This is a genomic window from Aureimonas phyllosphaerae (assembly GCF_900113065.1).
GTDB lineage: Bacteria > Pseudomonadota > Alphaproteobacteria > Rhizobiales > Rhizobiaceae > Aureimonas > Aureimonas phyllosphaerae.
Map to the genome: position 1 here is coordinate 19,456 of NZ_FOOA01000024.1, position 16,271 is coordinate 35,726.

General features: G+C 66.2%; 12 protein-coding genes. 5 read left to right on the forward strand and 7 right to left on the reverse strand.

Going from position 1 to position 16,271, the window contains the following annotated elements:
• Positions 1 to 183 precede the first annotated feature (183 nt).
• The 5 genes from BM175_RS19535 to BM175_RS19555 form a co-directional block, all read right to left on the reverse strand.
• Positions 184 to 1,494 carry an HlyD family type I secretion periplasmic adaptor subunit gene (locus BM175_RS19535; RefSeq protein WP_090966075.1) on the reverse strand — a complete coding sequence of 437 codons (1,311 nt, stop codon included), beginning with the start codon at positions 1,492 to 1,494 and terminating at the stop codon, positions 184 to 186.
• Entirely contained in the window at positions 1,491 to 3,290 is a 1,800-nt protein-coding gene (locus tag BM175_RS19540) for a type I secretion system permease/ATPase (RefSeq protein ID WP_090966076.1), read from the reverse strand. Before BM175_RS19540 ends, BM175_RS19535 begins: the two co-directional genes overlap by 4 nt.
• A gap of 151 nt (positions 3,291 to 3,441) precedes the next feature.
• Complete coding sequence (locus BM175_RS19545; protein WP_139224710.1) at positions 3,442 to 4,191, reverse strand: hypothetical protein; 750 nt, start codon at positions 4,189 to 4,191, stop codon at positions 3,442 to 3,444.
• Positions 4,192 to 4,221: 30 nt separating this feature from the next.
• On the reverse strand, positions 4,222 to 6,495 hold the full coding sequence (locus BM175_RS19550; protein WP_090966080.1) for a polysaccharide biosynthesis tyrosine autokinase: 2,274 nt from the start codon (positions 6,493 to 6,495) through the stop codon (positions 4,222 to 4,224).
• Between the two features lie 318 nt (positions 6,496 to 6,813).
• Entirely contained in the window at positions 6,814 to 7,623 is an 810-nt protein-coding gene (locus BM175_RS19555) for a hypothetical protein (RefSeq protein WP_090966082.1), read from the reverse strand.
• Positions 7,624 to 7,958: 335 nt separating this feature from the next.
• On the opposite strand from BM175_RS19555, the gene BM175_RS19560 reads away from it, so the two are divergent.
• From BM175_RS19560 to BM175_RS19580, 5 genes are all read left to right on the forward strand, one after another.
• Positions 7,959 to 9,497, forward strand: a complete 1,539-nt coding sequence (locus tag BM175_RS19560; protein WP_090966084.1) for an O-antigen ligase family protein — start codon at positions 7,959 to 7,961, stop codon at positions 9,495 to 9,497.
• Positions 9,498 to 9,660: 163 nt separating this feature from the next.
• Positions 9,661 to 10,857 carry a glycosyltransferase family 4 protein gene (locus tag BM175_RS19565; RefSeq protein ID WP_244546089.1) on the forward strand — a complete coding sequence of 399 codons (1,197 nt, stop codon included), beginning with the start codon at positions 9,661 to 9,663 and terminating at the stop codon, positions 10,855 to 10,857.
• Between the two features lie 162 nt (positions 10,858 to 11,019).
• Positions 11,020 to 12,177 carry an O-antigen ligase family protein gene (locus tag BM175_RS19570; protein ID WP_175526926.1) on the forward strand — a complete coding sequence of 386 codons (1,158 nt, stop codon included), beginning with the start codon at positions 11,020 to 11,022 and terminating at the stop codon, positions 12,175 to 12,177.
• A 78-nt stretch (positions 12,178 to 12,255) separates the two neighbouring features.
• Positions 12,256 to 13,227: a polysaccharide pyruvyl transferase family protein gene (locus BM175_RS19575; RefSeq protein WP_090966090.1), complete on the forward strand. Its 972-nt coding sequence runs from the start codon at positions 12,256 to 12,258 to the stop codon at positions 13,225 to 13,227.
• A 36-nt stretch (positions 13,228 to 13,263) separates the two neighbouring features.
• Entirely contained in the window at positions 13,264 to 14,715 is a 1,452-nt protein-coding gene (locus BM175_RS19580; RefSeq protein ID WP_139224711.1) for an oligosaccharide flippase family protein, read from the forward strand.
• A gap of 16 nt (positions 14,716 to 14,731) precedes the next feature.
• Here the strand turns inward: BM175_RS19580 and BM175_RS19585 are convergent, their stop codons facing one another.
• Both BM175_RS19585 and BM175_RS19590 read right to left on the reverse strand, forming a co-directional pair.
• Positions 14,732 to 15,706 (reverse strand): hypothetical protein, encoded by a 975-nt coding sequence (locus BM175_RS19585; RefSeq protein ID WP_090966094.1) that lies wholly within the window; start codon positions 15,704 to 15,706, stop codon positions 14,732 to 14,734.
• Positions 15,707 to 15,756: 50 nt separating this feature from the next.
• Positions 15,757 to 16,242, reverse strand: coding sequence for an acyltransferase (locus BM175_RS19590; protein ID WP_090966096.1), 486 nt, complete (start codon positions 16,240 to 16,242; stop codon positions 15,757 to 15,759).
• Positions 16,243 to 16,271 lie beyond the last annotated feature (29 nt).

Below are 16,271 nucleotides of genomic sequence, written 5' to 3' on the forward strand. Positions count from 1 at the left end.
CGACGGACACAGAAACACGGGCCGCGAACCATAAGCTGGCTTGGCAGGCAGTCCTATAGCGTTTGAACGAGAAGTTTGATTCAATGGTAAACGGTTGCATTTACGCGACAGTCATGGAGCAAATGCCCGGCGGTGCCCTCCGCCGGGCGAGCCGTCGGCCGCTAGCCGGCGGCTCGGGTCGGCTCACCGCTCGCGGAAGGCACGCACGACCTGATCCGAGAGCGGCTGCACCAGATAGGACAGCGCTGTGCGCTCGCCGGTCTGGATGAACGCTTCCACGGGCATGCCGGGAACCGCCCGCAGCCCTTCTAGCCGGGCCATCTCCTCGCTCGTCACCTCGATCCGAGCGGAATAGAAGGACAGGCCGGTACGCTGATCCTCCGTCACGTCCGCCGCCACGCGCGACACGGTCCCCGTCACCTCGGGCGTGGTGCGAGCGTTGATCGCCGAGAAGCGCAGCTTGGCCGTCTGGCCGACATGCACATCGTTGATGTCCTTAGGCAGGATTTTGATCTCGACGCTGAGTTTTTCCTCGAGCGGAACGATATCCATGATCGTCTCGCCGGGACGGATGACGCCGCTGATCGTGTGAACCGCCAGCTTGTGGACGACGCCCTCCTGGGGGGCGCGGATCTCGATTCGCTTCAGCTCGTCCTCGGCCGCCGTCTTGCGCTCGACAAGTTCGGCGATCTGGTTGCGCGCCTCCTGGATCTCGCGAGAGGCCGCCTCGCGGGCGTCATGATCTACTTGGATGATCTGCAGCTTAGCGGCGGCGATCTTTCCGCGCGCCTCGGCGATTGTCGTGGTGAGCTGGCCGCGCTCGCCCAGCGTCTCGGCCCGTTCGCGCTTCAGCGTGGTCGCGCGGGTCGCAGTGACGAGCTTCTTCTGGACGAGCGCGACGACGCTGCCGAGTTCCTCGTCGATCAGTGCGAGTTGCTCGTCCTTGGAGGCGACTTGCTCGGTAAGGCCTGCGATCGTTCCCTCCAGCTCGTCGATCCGTCCCCGGAGCTGCGTCTGCTGGCCTTCCCGAGCGGCCCGGCGCAGATCGAACATGGTCTTCTCTCCCGCCAGCGCCGCCCTTACGTCGGGCTGCTCGAGCCTGTCTGTCAGCTCCGGGGGCACTACGGGCGCCGGAAGCGACAACTGCTCGGCCTCGGCCCGCGCCTTGCGTGCGAGCGCCTCGTCGAGCCGCTTGACCACGATCTGCTCGGTCGCGCGCGCCTGCGTGGGGTCGAGCCGTACCAGGAGCTGGCCCGCAGCGACACGGTCTCCCTCGCGGACGGCCAGGGTCTCCACCACCCCGCCAAGCGGGTGCTGCGCCTGCTTGGTGGCGGTATCGACGACGAGGGCGCCGTGGGCGATCACCGCGCCAGCCAGAGTGGCGTTCGCCGCCCATCCGCCGACGACGCCGCCCAGAAGTGCCACGAGGGCGATGCCGGCCACGAGGTGACGGCGGATCGAGCGCTGGGTCGTGTTGGAGAGAAGCTTGCTCATGCGGATCCCGCCTGTGAGTTCTGCAGACCTCGCTGCTGGGAATAGGGACGCCCGTCCGAGACAGCGGGCGAGGCTGGCGGCGGGGCGACGGACGCGGGTGACAGGACGCGGCCGAGGATGTCGTCCTTGTCGCCGAAGGCCTGGACCCGGCCATTGGCCATGACGAGAACGAGGTTCATCGCAATCAGCGCGCTCGGTCGGTGGGCGACCACGATGACGATGCCGCCCCGGAGCCGGACGCCGGCCAGCGCGTTCGTCAGCGCGGCCTCGCCGTCGGCGTCGAGATTGGAGTTCGGCTCGTCGAGGACGACCAAGAAGGGCTTGCGGAACAGCGCCCGGGCAAGGCCGATCCGCTGGCGCTGGCCCACCGACAGGGCGAGCCCGTTCTCGCCGGTCGCCGTCTCGTAGCCGTCCGGCAGGCGAACGATCATCTCGTGGACGCCGGCGGCGACGGCCGCCTCGATAACTTCCTCGGGGGTCGCCGAAGGGTCGAAGCGGGCGATATTCTGCGCTACGGTCCCGGGGAAGAGCTGAAGCTCCTGCGGCAGGTAGCCGATATGGGCGCCGAGCCGGTCGGCGGACCACTGGTCGATCGCGGCGCCGTCGAGGCGGACGGCTCCGTTCATGGGCGCCCAGACCCCGACGATCGCCCGGATCAGGGTGGATTTGCCCGAGGCGCTCTGGCCGATGATGCCCAGACCGTCGCCCGCCTTCACCCGGAAGGTGGCGTCGCGCACGAACGGCACGCGTACCGCCGGGGGAGCGACGCTCAGGTTCTCGATCGAGAGGGTCCGGGACGGCGGCGGCAGGTCGAGCGGCGCGGTGGGGAGCGGAAGGTTCTGAAGCACGTTGGACAGGCGCTTCCAGCTTGCGCGGGTCGCGATGAAGGGGCGCCACTGGCCGATCGCGAGCTCGACGGGCGCCAGGGCGCGCGCGCTGAGGATGGAGCTGGCTATGATGATGCCGCCCGTCGCCTGACCGTTGATGACGAGATAGGCGCCGACCGTGAGCACTGCCGACTGGAGCAGCATGCGCGTGACCTTCGAGATGGCGCCGAGGCCGGCATTTAGGTCGGCGCAGCGCTGCTGCGCTGCCGCCAGTTTGTCGTTGACTTCGGTCCAGGACTGGCCAACGCGCGCTTCCATGCCCATGGCGCGCAGGACCTCGGCGTTGCGCCGGAACGTGTCGGACAGCATGCCCCGCTGGCGGCCGAGTGTATACGCCGCCTCGACCGGCTTGCGCGACATGATCTCGGTGCACAGCGCGATCACGACGAGGACCAGCCCGCCGATCGTCGCGGCCCAGCCGATAGCCTGATGGAACGCGAAGCAGATCGTCAGGTAAAAGGGAATCCAGGGCAGGTCGAAGAGCGCCGTCGGCCCGGGGCCGGCCAGGAAGTTGCGGACGATGTCGAGGTCGCGCGAGGGCTGGGTGCTGTCGATGCCGGTCGCGGTGAGCGGCAGTCGGGTGATCGCCTGGAGAGCGCGTCCGCTTAGCTGCGAGTCCACCGCCGTCCCAATCCGCGCCAGGAGGCGGCCGCGGATCATATCAACGATGCCCTGGAAACCGTAGAGGATCGTCACGATCACGGCGAGGCCCACCAGCGTCGGGATGCTGCCGCTGGGCAAGACGCGGTCGTAGACCTCCAGCATGTAGAAGGAGCCGGTTAGGAACAGAATGTTCAGGACGCCGCTCAGGATCGCGATGCCCACGAGCGCCCAGCGACAGGTGGCGAGCGCCTTCACGATCTCGGCGCGACCGACGGGCAGCGATGCGTCTCGCGATGTTCCAACCATGTGGCAGATCCCCATCCGCAACGTCTTGACCGTTCGACGGGAACGGGCGGACCAAAACCAATCTAGACATGCACCGCTTGCGAATTCGCGAACGGTCCTAAGCTCCTATGCCAGATCCGACTGTCGGCAACGGACGTCGCGGCGCGACCGGTCAGGGTTGTCCCGCGCCGAACGGCTCGTAGTCGAAGTGGCGGTAGCGCTCGGTTTTCCCGAAGGTCGAGCGGCGATAGTTCGTACCGCCGGCCAGCGACTCCAGCCGTTCCGCCGGCAGGTCGACGACCAGCTCGTCCGCGAGCGACCCCCGTCCGGCGTCGCGAAGGCGCCCCAGTACCGCGGAGGCCTGCGCGACCGGCGCCAAGGCCATCGCCCGGCGTAGGTCGCTTGCGACGTCGAGGTCCAGCCGGGCTTCGGGACGGCTTAGGGCCAGCGCGGCGAGCTGCGCCCGCTTCAGAAGCAGGTCCCCCTCGAAAGGCGAGAGCAGGGCCGACGTCCGCAGGAGCGGCTGCGTCCTGCCCCAGTCGGAGGACGCGCGGTACTCGAGCAGCGCGAGCAGGTACCACAAGTTCGCATCCGCAGCGTTGCACAGAAGCCCCTCCCGGACCACCGCCACCGCGTCGCGCGCCGCTTGGTCGCGCTGCGCCGGCGCCGCGTCGGCGGCCGCACTGCGCCGAAGGAGATCCAGCACGATGGTCACCCGGCTGCGGGCGATGTCCCAGTCGCAGCTTCCAGGATCGCGCAGGCTGATCCGCTCGGCGAGCTCGTCGCGCACCGGCTCCGGCAGGTTCAGCGGACCGGGCGCCGACTCTAGACGCAGCGCGTAGCGAACCCATGGCTCGGCCGAGAGCGCGCCGACCAGCGCATACGTGCCGCCCGCGACCGTCAGCAGGGCCGCGAGAACCACGATGGTGTCCGCCGAGCGCCGCGACATGGGTCAGTTGCGGTAGTAGGACTCGTAGCGCGATGCGTAATATTCGGGCGAGCCGTAGGACCGGTAGAACTTCATCTTCTTGCTGTCGGCCTTGTTCAGGACGACGCCGAGGGAATGGTTCCGGAACACCGGGCTGTTGCCCATCGCACTGCGTACGAGCTGGCGGGACGTGCGGCCCCATTCGACCACAAAGACGAACCCGTCCACACGGCTGGCGAATGCCTTCGCATCCACTACCGGGCCGACCGGCGGCAGATCCACGATCACGTATTCGAACTTCTCGCGGAACTGAGCTAGGATCTGCGCCATCTTGGCCGACGCCAGGACGTCGCTGGTGTTGGAGACGCGGCTCTTCAAGATGGTCGGAAGAACAGCCAGCGGGATCGAGCTCTCCCAGAGCAAGGCCTCGTCGGGATCGGCATTGTCGATGATGACCTCGACGAGCCCGCGCTCCGGCTTGGTATCGAGGCTGCGCGTCAGTCCGGGATTACGGATGTCGCCATCGATCAGAAGGGTTCTGGCGCCCTGCAGGGCGAGAAGGTTCCCGAGACTCGCCGCCACCGAAGATTTGCCCTCTGACGGCACGCAGGACACGATGCCGATGACCTTCGAGGGAATGTTGGGCATGTTCAGGTCGGCCGCGACCTTAATGTTGCGCAGCGTCTCGGCGAAGGACGACATCGGCCGGCGCCGCACGTAGGTAGATAGCGCGCCGCCGGGCCACAGGCGCGACGCCGGGCCGGGCTCGCCGCCCTTCGCCTCGCCGGCATCCACGAGCGGCATGAAGCCGAGGAACTCCATGTCGAGCTCGCTGCGGACCTGACTGCCGACACGGAAGAAGCGCTCGCGGTACTCGCGAAGCCCGGACACGGCGCCGCCGGCCGCGGCGCCCAGGCCCGCGAACAGCGCCATGACCAAGAGCTTGCGCGGCGCGCTCGGATTCTCCGGCACGGTTGGGTCGGTGATGATGCGCGCGTCGGTGATGGGGAAGGACTGCTGCTGGACGGTCTGCTGGTAGCGCTGCAGGAAGTCGTCGTAGAGCGAGCGATAGGCCTCGGACTCGCGCTCCAGCTCGCGGAGGCGGACCTGCAGCGTGTTGTCGTCGGCGTTCACGGCCCGGATGTCGGCCAGGCTCGCTTCCAGCGACCGCTCGCGCTCCTGAGAAACCGAGTAGGTGCTGCGATAGCTTTCGGCGATGCGCCGCAGTTCGCCGAAGATCAGCCGCTCGTACTCGCGCATCTCGGCCTTCAGGCGAACGGCCTGCACATGGTCGGGCCCCAGCTTGCGCGTGATCTCGCTCTCACGCCGCGCCGCCTCGAGATACTGGTTGCGCAGCGAGTTGATGGTGGAACTGGCGAGCGCGTCGTTGACCACCGCGTCCGTGCGCCCGTCGCTGATCAGCCGCTCGATTTGGTCCAGCTGGGCCTTGGCCTCGGCCGTCTGCGCGCGTGCGGCGACGAGCTGCGAGTTGATCTCGCCCAGCTCCTGCTGCGAGACGAGCCCGGCGCCGGAGGCGAGCAGCCCGTTGTCGTTGCGGAACTGCTGGACCGCGAGGTCGGCATCGTAGGATTGCTGGCGCAGCTCGGCGATCCGGTCCTGCAGCCAGGTGCTGGCGCGGCGCGTGGCGGCGTACTTGGCTTGAAGCTGGTCGTCGAGATAGGCGCTGCCGTAGGCGCGTGCGATCCGGGCCGACAGAGCCGCGTCGGGCGAGGTGTAGGTCAGCCTGAGAACGTAGGTCTGGCCGACGCGGGCCACGTCGACATTGGCCTGGAGGTTGTCGATCGCCGCGTCGCGCCGCGCCGCCGTCTCGTCGACGCCCTCGGCGGCCAGTTCGGGGCGGATAGCCGAGAGCACGCCGCTCAGGGCGACACGGATCGAACGCAAGGGGGAGGGACTACCCGCCAGGAACGCGTCGTTCTCGTCGAGCTTGAGTTCCCGCACCACCGCGGACGCGATCTGGCGGGACTTCAGAAGCTCGACCTGGCTCAGCATCTCGGCCTCGTCCTGAAAGACGCCGCTGGCCGTTGCCAGCTCGTCCACCAGCTTCGACTGGCCCTTGTCTATCAGGATGTCGGTCGAGGCGGTGTAGACCGGAACGGCCGACATCAGGTAGGCGGCGCCGATCACCATGCCGACGGCGATGCCGATCACGACGACCCAGATCTGTCGACGCACCATCGCGAGGATGCGGTCGAAGTCGATGAAGTCTCCCGATCCATCCTTTTCCGCCATCGCGACGGAGGTCTCTCGGGCGTTCATCTCGGGGTAGTGCAGCATGACGCCTCACGGATGGAAAGTCTGGACGCATTTCGGGACGGCCCGCGGACCCCGCCTTGCGGCGACGGCACGAGCGGCGCGAACGGGAGAACCCAAGCGCGACGAAGCGATCCGGGGCGACACCCACCCCCAACCGCTTTTCGCCCGAACATTCTAAGAACCGATTTCAGCCCGGACGGAGACGAACGATCGTTCGTCGGTCCCGTCCTGCCTGTCTCCGGTTGGACCGCAACGACGGCCGAACACCTACTGCATTCGAACATCAACTATCCGGGTCGGAATTATGGCGGCGCGAAGGGGTGCCGCAATGCACAACTCCTAGAATACGACCTGGCAACCCGCCGGGCTCGCATCGACCGTGCATAGGATAAGGCGGCCGGAGGCACCATCCAGCAGACGATCGGACTCGCTCAGGGACACGCTGCCGCCGCCACCGCGGCCGCCGGTCAGGCCGCCGGTCTGCGCGACGGTCGAGTCGTCGCCGGCAGGACCGGAGGTTCCCGGAGCGCCCCCGCCGCCGAGCGAGCCACCGCCCGCGGCACCGCCGCCACCGGCACCCCCGCCGATCGCCGCCGTGCGGTCCTCGTCAGCACCCGACGAGCGTTCGAACGCCTCGATCAGCTCGTTGGAGCCGCTCTGGGCGACCGCCCACTGGATGTACGCGGCGTAGCGGGGAGCGAGGCCTTCCGAGTCGCGCATCGCGCTCGCCAGGCCCTCCGCCACCGCGCCGACTTGAGCGTCGCGCACGTCGGGCATCTTGACGAGGTCGACCAGGGTCAGCACCGACCGATTGTCCGATTCGACCAGGGACCGGACGAACTGAGCCATGTTCCGGCCGCCGCGGGGATTGTCGTCGAGGATAGATCGCGGCTGCGCCAGCCAAGCCTCGATCGCATTGGCGCCGACGGGCGTGCGCGTGCCGGCATAGGCAGGCGGCACCTCGCCCTCCCAACCGGCGGGTCCGGCCTGGGACGCGGTCGGCGAACCAGCCGTCGACTGGGCGGCATCCTCAGCCGACCCGGCCGGGACCTGCTCGGAATTCATCGCCGGCGCGCCGGCCTGCGGCGGGGCGACCGGCGGCGCCGCCGCGTCCTGCGCCACGGCGCCACCCGGCACCAGAAGCGCCAATCCAATCATTCCAGCCCGGAAAACATCCATACGCCGTGCCCCTAAACTCAAAAGACCTCTAATACTAACTAGACCCTTAACACAGGATAATTAACGGAGAAAGTCGAGAGAGTTGCAGCCGGCCCAGGGCAGAAGTTTTTATGCTCCAGTGGGTTAACGCTGGGACACATCGCTACGGCGCGTCGTGGACCCCGCAGCGCGGGACGTGGCGGCGGTCTTGACCCTGCGTCCCGCTTCGACACACAGTCCGCCCGCGCTTCGGCGGCGGGGCGCGACGGCACCGCCGACAAGCGGAGGCTTCCATTTCAAATCCATTGGAAAGCGAGAGGGACGGGATGCCCGTTGAAGACAGGCGGGTCGACGAACTTCGGCAACCCGGACGAAGAGATCCCGCACCGCCGCGCCCTCTTTTCAGGGAGCGGGACGGCGAGGGGGCGGGGCTGGCGGGGACCACCCGTCTCGTCCTTGTCGGACGGACGCTGTTCATCCTGGCACTCGTTCTGTGCATCGCGCTGCGCGGCGCCGTTTCGCCGCTCGTCCTTCTGGGCGTTGTCTGCCTCGTCGGCGTGTCGCTGGCCGTGGGGGCCCTGTCACCCCCGGTCGCGGCGGCGACGCTGCGATCCTATCGCCTGTGCATCCTCGTGGCGGGCGGTCTTGCGCTGTATCTTGTCTTCCAGTCCTGGAGCTTTCTGGGCAACCCGTTTGCCAATCCGCTCTGGAGCAGGGTGGACCGGCTTCTGGGTGCCGACGTCGCGGCCATCTCGGTCGCCCCCGCGACCACGCGCGGCGCCCTTTTCACGCTGGTCGCGCCGTTTCTCGTCTTCTCGGCAGGGCTGGCGCTGTTCCAGCGCGACGAGGGGGGCGTGGTGCTTCTTCGCTGGCTGACGGCCATGGGCGTCGCCTTCGCGGTCTTCGGGCTCCTGCAGGTCGCCTTCTTTCCCCGCAGCCTCCTGTTTTCCGAGAAGACCGCTTATCTCGACAGTCTGACGGCCTCGTTCGTCAACCGGAATACGGCCGGCACGTTCCTCGGCGTGGCGAGTTTCGCGGTGCTGACCCTGGCGTTGCGGCCCGTGCGGCAGGGGGAAGTGCGCTACTCCTTCTTCGGCCTCCTCACCGATCCGGATGCGCCGGCGCCGCAGCGGCGCAGCGCCTTCCTGATGCTCTCGTGCCTGTTCGCGATCCTGTTCGCCCTGTTCTTGACGCGATCGCGCGGCGCGCTCCTGGCCACTGCGATCGCCTATGTAGCCATTATCCCGTTCCTGATCCTCGATTCTGGCGGAAGCCGGCCGCCGGCCGTCAAGGGTGCGCGCTCGAGGCTGGCGGCGCTCGGGCGTCCGGCGGCGGTCGCCGTGGGCGTCGCGATCCTCACCCTCGGCGTCGTGGGTCTCTTCGGCGGCCTGACGATCCATCGCATGGAGACACGCGGCGTGGATGCGGCGCGCCTTTGCGTGTACTGGTCGATGTTGGACGCCATCGGTCAGAACTGGCGCTTCGGCACCGGGTTCGGCACGTTCGAATCGGTCTTCCCGATCTACCGATCGGCTGGATGCGGCGCGCCGGGCGACGTCTTCCTGCGCGCGCACAACATCTACCTGGAAGCCCTTCTCGGGCTGGGGATCGGGTTTGTGCCGCTTCTGATCGGGGGCGCCCTCCACATCGTGGGAAACTTCGTGGCGGGCCTGCGTCGTCGGCGCAGCATGCGCGTGGTTCCGATCATCGCCTTGGGCGCCGTGGCGCTCGTCGCGCTACACAGCCTTGTCGACTTCTCGCTCCAGATTCCTGGAATGGCCGCGTTCTTCGCCGCCTACCTGGCGGCGGCGACGACGATCAGCCTGGGCCGCGGGCGCGGGTCCGCGACGTCCAGGCGCCCGTGACGCGCCGAATTGCCTTTACCACCTTTTCACAAGCCGCCATGTCGACTTGATTGGTGCGCTGCAGCAATATACACCTCGCCCATCCACCGTCACGGTCGTGCGCGTCGATCACCCAGGCGGTCGTTGGCGCCTAAAATCGAGAGGGCACGCGATGCCGTCCTGTGTGATCATTGTCGAAAACCTGCCCGTGCCGCTCGATCGGCGCGTCTGGCAGGAGGCCTGTGCCCTTCGCGACGCAGGCTGGACCATCTCAGTGATCTGCCCCAAGAGCGCGCAGTTCCCGCTCGCCTTCGAGACGATCGACGATATCGAGATCTTCCGGCACGACCTTCCCTTAGAGGCCTCCGGCCGCTTCGCCTTCCTTTACGAATACGCCGCGGCGCTGTTCCACGAGTTCCGCCTGCTCTGGAAGGTCCGGAGGCGCCGCGGCTTCGACGTGATCCAGGCCTGCAATCCGCCGGACCTGATCTTCCTCGTCGCGGCACCGTTCAAGCTCTTCGGCAAGCGCTTCGTCTTCGACCATCACGACGTCTGCCCCGAACTCTTCGTGGCGAAGTTCGAGCGCCGCGGCTTCTTCCACACGCTGCTCCTGCTAGCCGAGAAGGCGACCTTCCGCACGGCCGACCTCGTCATATCGGCGAACGAGACCTATCGCCGTCTCGCGATCTCGCGCGGCGGAAAGAAGCCGGAAGACGTGGTGACAGTTTACAGCGTGCCCGACAAGGCGCGCATACGCCGCGTGTCGCCCAACGAGGCGCTGCGGGCGGGAGCGGCCACCGTTCTCGGCTACGTGGGCATCATCGCGGACCAGGACGGCGTCGACCATCTGGTGCGCTGCGTCCACCATCTCGTGGCTGATCACGGTCAGCGGTCGATCCGCGCGGTCGTGGTGGGGGACGGCCCGGCGCTGGAGTCGGTCAAGCGGCTCGCGGGCGAGCTTGGGGTCGCCGACCACATCACCTTCACGGGATACCTGCGCGGCGAGGATCTTCTTGCGGCCCTGTCGACCTTCGATATCGGCATCATTCCCGACCCGGTGAACGAGTACAACGACAAGATCAGCATGAACAAGGTGTTCGAGTACTCTGCGCTCGGCATCTCCTCCGTGTCCTACGATCTCACCGAAACGCGCCGCCTTCTCGGCGAGGCCGGCCGTTACGCGCTTGGCGCCACGCCGGCCGACCTTGCGGTGGCGGCCGTTCCGTTGATCGAGGACCTCGAGCTGCGCCTGGCCTCCGGCCGGCGGGCGAAGGCGCTGGCGGACGCCCAGTTCGACTGGGATCGCGAGGCCGAGCGTTACGTCGCGGCCTATGCCCGCCTGATGGATGGTGATAGAAGACCGTCCGCCGCCGGAGCTTGACGGTTCTCTCCCCTTGGCGGCGTCGAACCGAGCCGGGAGTGCACGGTTTCAAGGCGACCGGGCATCCCGGCGAACGGCGGTGCACTCGAAACGCATGGAGAGGGCGGATGACGGCGGATCAGCATGCGAACTCCGCCCATGCTTTCGCGGATAGGCGCTGACATGATCACCCGCTGGCTCTTCTCGATGCATCTTGTCATCTGGGTGCTCAATCCGCGCGTCCTCGGCCTCGCCGGGGCGAACCAGTTGCACAAGTCGACCCTGTTCGCCTTCGGCGTCGCCGCCCTCCTGTCGCGCCCCAAGCGCCCCTTCGCGGTGTTCTGCGTTTCGATGATGGTCGCGACGACCTTCGTCTGCGCGCTTCTGTCGGACTTCAACCACCTGAGCTACAGCCGTTATTTCCTGAGCCTGTTCTCCCTGGTCGCCGTTTTGATCCCCCTGATGGTCGTCTTCGACCGCAAGGACTATCGGTTCATCATTCTCAACCTGGCTTGGGCACCCGTCGGCTGCATCGCGCTCGGAATGGTCTACAACGTGTTGGGCATCCATCCGGTCTGGTATGTCGACTTCCTTGGCGTACAACGGTTGCAAGGGTCGGTCATACCGGCGGGCGTCGGATCGCTAGGCTATGTCGGCACGATTGCCGCCATGACGGCGTCGGTGTTCGTCGATCGCCGCTATCTGGGGCTGGTCGGTGTCAATCTCATCATCCTGGTTCTCAGCGCGGCGCGCATGCCCTTCGCCATGGCGGCTCTCGTCTGCCTGGTCATGTTCTACCAGTTCCATACGAAGCGGATCATCACCGTTTCGCTGGCGTCGATCGCTCTCATGTTGCTCGCCTTTGTCGCCTACCTCATCCTCGGAGAACGCATCGCCGCTCGGTTTGAAAGCGAATCGTCAAGCGGACGCGACCTGATCTGGGGTGCGCTGCAGGCTGTCCTCGATATGTATCCGATGTTCGGTATCGGTCTTGGGCACCAGACCGTGGTGATCCCGGAGAACGTGGCCGAGAGGGCAGCCACGATTGCTGCCCATAACGAATATCTCCGACTTGCTCTGGAGATAGGTTACGTCGGCGCTTACGCCTTCTTCTTCTTCCTTATAGTGATATTTCTCCGTCTGATGTATCAAGCATCGAAGTACCGGACGCCTGCGTTTGTTGTGATGGTTGCAAGCTTCTTCATATACTGCTTCACCGACAACGTGATCAGCTCGAATACGTCCGTGTTCGTCCTGGTATTGGCGATGGCTTTCGCTCCGCAGCCGCGACAATCGTACGCGATGATGCCGAAGACGACACAACTACGGACTGCCAGCTGACGTGCCGTCCTTCTTCGCTCAAGGAGAGAAGGCATTCGGTTTCTTTACAGGAGACGACGCGTGACTCATGAAAGCGTCATGGAAGCTACCAAGACGAAGCTTCTGGACATCAAGGCCGTATGCTCGCCAGACGTTCCGGTCGTGTATCTGGACTATCCCGTTTACGATAACATCGGCGACCTGTTGATCCATCAGGGCGGCGAAGCGTTCTTGCGCGAAAACGGCTATAATACACTCGGTCAGTTTTCGATTCACGAGTTCGCGCGTCGGGTCGACAAGAAGCAGCCCCACCTTGCGCTCAAGCCATCGATCAAGGCGCTCGACGATCTGGTATCGCGTCACCGCCCCACGATCATCATGCAGGGCGGCGGCAATTTCGGGGATATCTGGCCGGAGTTCCAGCAGTTTCGGGAAATGATCGTATCGCGCTACCCGGACTCCAAGATCGTCATCTTCCCCCAGTCGATACATTTTCATGACGCGGCTCAGCAGAAGCGAGCGGCCAGCCTGTTTGGTGCTCACAAGAACCTTCACATCTTCGTCCGGGATGCCGCTTCTCTGGACTTCGTCCGCGACGAATGCGGCCTGCCGACAGCCCTCATGCCGGACATGGCGCACCAGCTCTGGGGGCGACTGAACACGGGGGAGCCCGGCAAGGCCCAGGGCGTGCTGGTACAGGAGCGGCGGGACAAGGAAAGCCGCAACGAAGGCTCGAACGAGGGCGGCTTCGATTGGGACGAGTTGTTCTCGTCGCGCGACCGCTTCATGATCAAGGCCTTGCGGAAGTGGCAGATCATCGACAATCCGCTCCGCCAGGTCGTTCCTAACTACAGTCTCTGGCGTCCCTATCGAGACAGTTTGGTGTCGCGCGCCACAGAGCGCTTCCGCCCCTATGCCGAGATCTACACCGACCGTCTGCACGGCATGATCCTCGGTGCGCTGCTCGGCAAGACGGTACGCTACACCGACGGCAACTACGGCAAGCTGCACCGCTACGCCAATCTCTGGTTCCAGGGATCCGACCGCATGCACAGTGCCCTCGGGCACTGACACCATGCTGCGCAACATGTCGATGCGGGCGCTGTCGTGAGTTCACGCCTCCACAAGCAGGTCGCGCGCGCGGTTCCCTGGAGCTTAGCGGAGAGCCTGGTCAACGGCCTCGTCGGACTGGGGATGACCTTCATCTTCGCCTGGCTTCTCGATCCGACGCAGGTCGGCCACGCGGTAATCGCCCTCGCGCTGGTCGGGACGGTGGAAATCCTGTTCGGCCTCGGCCTCGTGGAGGCGCTGATCGCGGCACGATCGAGCCATACGACGGCCTCCGACACCGCGTTCACAGGGGTGATGATGTTCTCGCTCGTTGGCGCAGGCCTTTGCCTCGTCGCGGCCCATCCCCTGGCTGTTCTCTATGACGATCCGGAACTCGCGCCGCTGATCATGGTCGCGGCCCTGACCCTTCCGCTGAACGCCTCGATTGCCATCCCGACCGCGCTTCTGACGCGCAAGATGCGTGCGGCCGCGCTCACGCTTCGCATGATGGCGACGCGCGTGACCGTCCTTCTCGCAACCGGTCTTCTCGCCTGGCTGCAGTTCGGAAGCTGGTCGGTGGTGCTCGGCGCCGTGGCCGGTTCGATCGGCGGCATGCTGATGCTGCTTCCCACCATGAACCGGTGGCCGCGTCCGCGCTTCGTCGGCGCCGAGTTCCGCCGGCTGGTCGCGTTCGGCAGCGCCCTCAGCGTCGAGCGCCTTCTCTGGGGGCTTCTCGTGCGCCTCTTCTGGCTCGTGATCGGCTATGTCCACGGAGCGGCGGTGCTCGGCTATTTCCAGTTCGCGCAGCGGCTGATCGACGAGACGGCCACGCTGATCCAGACCTTCTCGATCCGCTTCGGCCTGTCCTACTTTTCGGCCCTGGAGCGCCTCGGCCAGAGCCCGAACGAGGCCTTCCTGAAGGCCACGCGCCTGATCACCGCCGTGGCCGCGCCGATCTTCGTCGGCATCGCGCTCGTCGTCCCCGATCTCATCGGCACGGTGTTCAGCGCCCGGTGGGAGCCGTCCATCATCGTGTGCCAGATGGCCGCCACCGGTTGGGTCCTCGCCTTCCCACGCGTTCTCGTCGGTCCCGTGCTTCGGGCGAAGGGGCAGCAGAAGGGGTTGATCTTCTACGCGTTCCTGGCCGTCGCCGTCACCAATCTCGGTGGTTTCCTGTCGGCGGGCTACGGGATGATGGCGATCGGCATCGCCTGGGTGCTGCGGCATGTCGTCGGCATCCCATGGGGTCTCCTGACGATCCGCTCCGCGATCGGCGTTTCGGTGCGCGAGCAGGGGGAGGCGACGCTGCGGCCGATCCTGTGCGCGGGCATCATGGCCGCAGTAGTCGGGTTCGTGTCGATCGAACTCGTCGGCGTCTCGCCGGTCCTGCGTCTTGCCGCGATGATCACGACGGGCGCGTTGGTCTACGCCGCCGCGATGGCGCTGATCGACCGGGGAACCATCAAGTTGGGAATGAACATGGCACGCCAGGTCCGCCGGGCCCGATAGGCGCTGGCGGATCGGTTCAGCCGACCTGCGAGGCGGCAGGCGCCCGCGCGATCCGGTCGAGCCGGTCGAAGAGTCCGGCATTGGCCGCGCCGGGCGCGAACTTGCGGGCGAAGAAGAAACGGCCATCGGTATAGGCGTCGAAGGTCTCCGCCGTCAGCAGCTGCGGATGGCCATGCCGCGACCCGCGCATGTCGAAATATCGCCGGTTGCGCGGCTCGAAGCGAAACGCCGGGTTGTTCATGAGGACGGTCTGAATGAAGGACTCGTCCGGGATCAGCACCTTGCGGAAATAGGCGACGACGTCGGGCCGCTCCTGCGCGAAGTCGAGGAGGTATTCCGCGCAGCGCGCCCGGATCGTGTGCCAGTAGCTGCCGGCATGGCAGCGGAAGCTCTCGTCGAAGGGCGCATTCGCAGCATGGCGCCCGACCATCAACCCATAGGCGGTGTTGATGCGGACCCCCCTCGGGAAGCGCTCGGCGAGAAGACGCGGGATCTTCAGCATCGCCCGCTCCGGCGTCCCGATCCGGTCCTTCAGCTTGGCGTACTGGAAGTGGTAGCGCTCATAACCATGCCCGGCCGGCCAGGCCATCGGCGCCATGGCGTCGGGATCCTGGGCGAGCGCGTCGAAATGGTGGAGGAAGCCGTCGTGGTCCTCTGCCGCCGCCAGCACCGCCACCATCCCTTCCAGCGAATGCACGGGATAGTCCTGCGCGCTCAGGTTCGTCAGCCAGTCGTACCGGATGCCTTCCCGGCGCAGGAAGCGGAGCGCGTCGAGATAGCCATCGAGTATGGCGAAGTCGCCGCGTCCGCCCTGGCCCTGCGTGACCAGGATTGCATCGTCCTTGCCGAAGAGGTCCTTGTCCAGCGGCGCTGCCCGGACGTCGTGGCTGAAGAGAACGACGGACTGCGGGAGCGTCGTCCTGATCAGCGTCGCCAGGCGCACGAGCTGCGCCGGGTTGTTGTGGCTCTGGACAAGGAAGAGAGGGGTCATGCGGGGGGCGTCGATCCGGCTATCGGTGGGGCGCTCGGGCACACGGCCGGTCAGTCGAACGCGCCGCTCGCCACCAGCCGCATCTTGGTCTCTTCCGCGTTGGTGAAGCGGCCGAACGGGCCGACCTCGATGTCCGACCGGATTACCTTGGCGGGGTTGCCGGCGACGATCGAGTGTGGCGGCACGTCCTTGGTCACGACGCTGCCCGAGCCGACGATGCTGCCCGACCCGATCGTTATGCCGGGCAGAATGATGCTGCGCGCGCCGATGAAGCAGTCGTCGCCGATGCGGGTGTGCAGGTAGAGGCCGCGCGTCATGTCGTGCGCCAGGATCGCCACGTCGAAGGCGACGTAGCTGCGCTCGCCGATATGCACGCCCTTGGGATAGGTCTTGTCGAAATGCGTTTTCATCGAGAAGCTGGCGGACCGCGCGATGTCCATGCCCCAGAACTTTGTATAGATGTGCCACTTCGTTCGGATGATCGACTTCCGAACCCAAGAAATACTGTTGAGGCTGCGCAGCTTGCCGAGTTTCATGGTCGATCGCATCTCGCAAGGGAATGGGG

Excerpts from the sequence above, each read along its gene's own strand:
- BM175_RS19535 (WP_090966075.1), bottom strand. The coding sequence starts at position 1,494 with ATGAGCAAGCTTCTCTCCAACACGACCCAGCGCTCGATCCGCCGTCAC.
- BM175_RS19590 (WP_090966096.1), bottom strand. The coding sequence starts at position 16,242 with ATGAAACTCGGCAAGCTGCGCAGCCTCAACAGTATTTCTTGGGTTCGG.
- BM175_RS19540 (WP_090966076.1), bottom strand. The coding sequence starts at position 3,290 with ATGGTTGGAACATCGCGAGACGCATCGCTGCCCGTCGGTCGCGCCGAG.
- BM175_RS19560 (WP_090966084.1), top strand. The coding sequence starts at position 7,959 with ATGCCCGTTGAAGACAGGCGGGTCGACGAACTTCGGCAACCCGGACGA.
- BM175_RS19575 (WP_090966090.1), top strand. The coding sequence starts at position 12,256 with ATGGAAGCTACCAAGACGAAGCTTCTGGACATCAAGGCCGTATGCTCG.
- BM175_RS19570 (WP_175526926.1), top strand. The coding sequence starts at position 11,020 with ATGATCACCCGCTGGCTCTTCTCGATGCATCTTGTCATCTGGGTGCTC.
- BM175_RS19550 (WP_090966080.1), bottom strand. The coding sequence starts at position 6,495 with ATGCTGCACTACCCCGAGATGAACGCCCGAGAGACCTCCGTCGCGATG.
- BM175_RS19585 (WP_090966094.1), bottom strand. The coding sequence starts at position 15,706 with ATGACCCCTCTCTTCCTTGTCCAGAGCCACAACAACCCGGCGCAGCTC.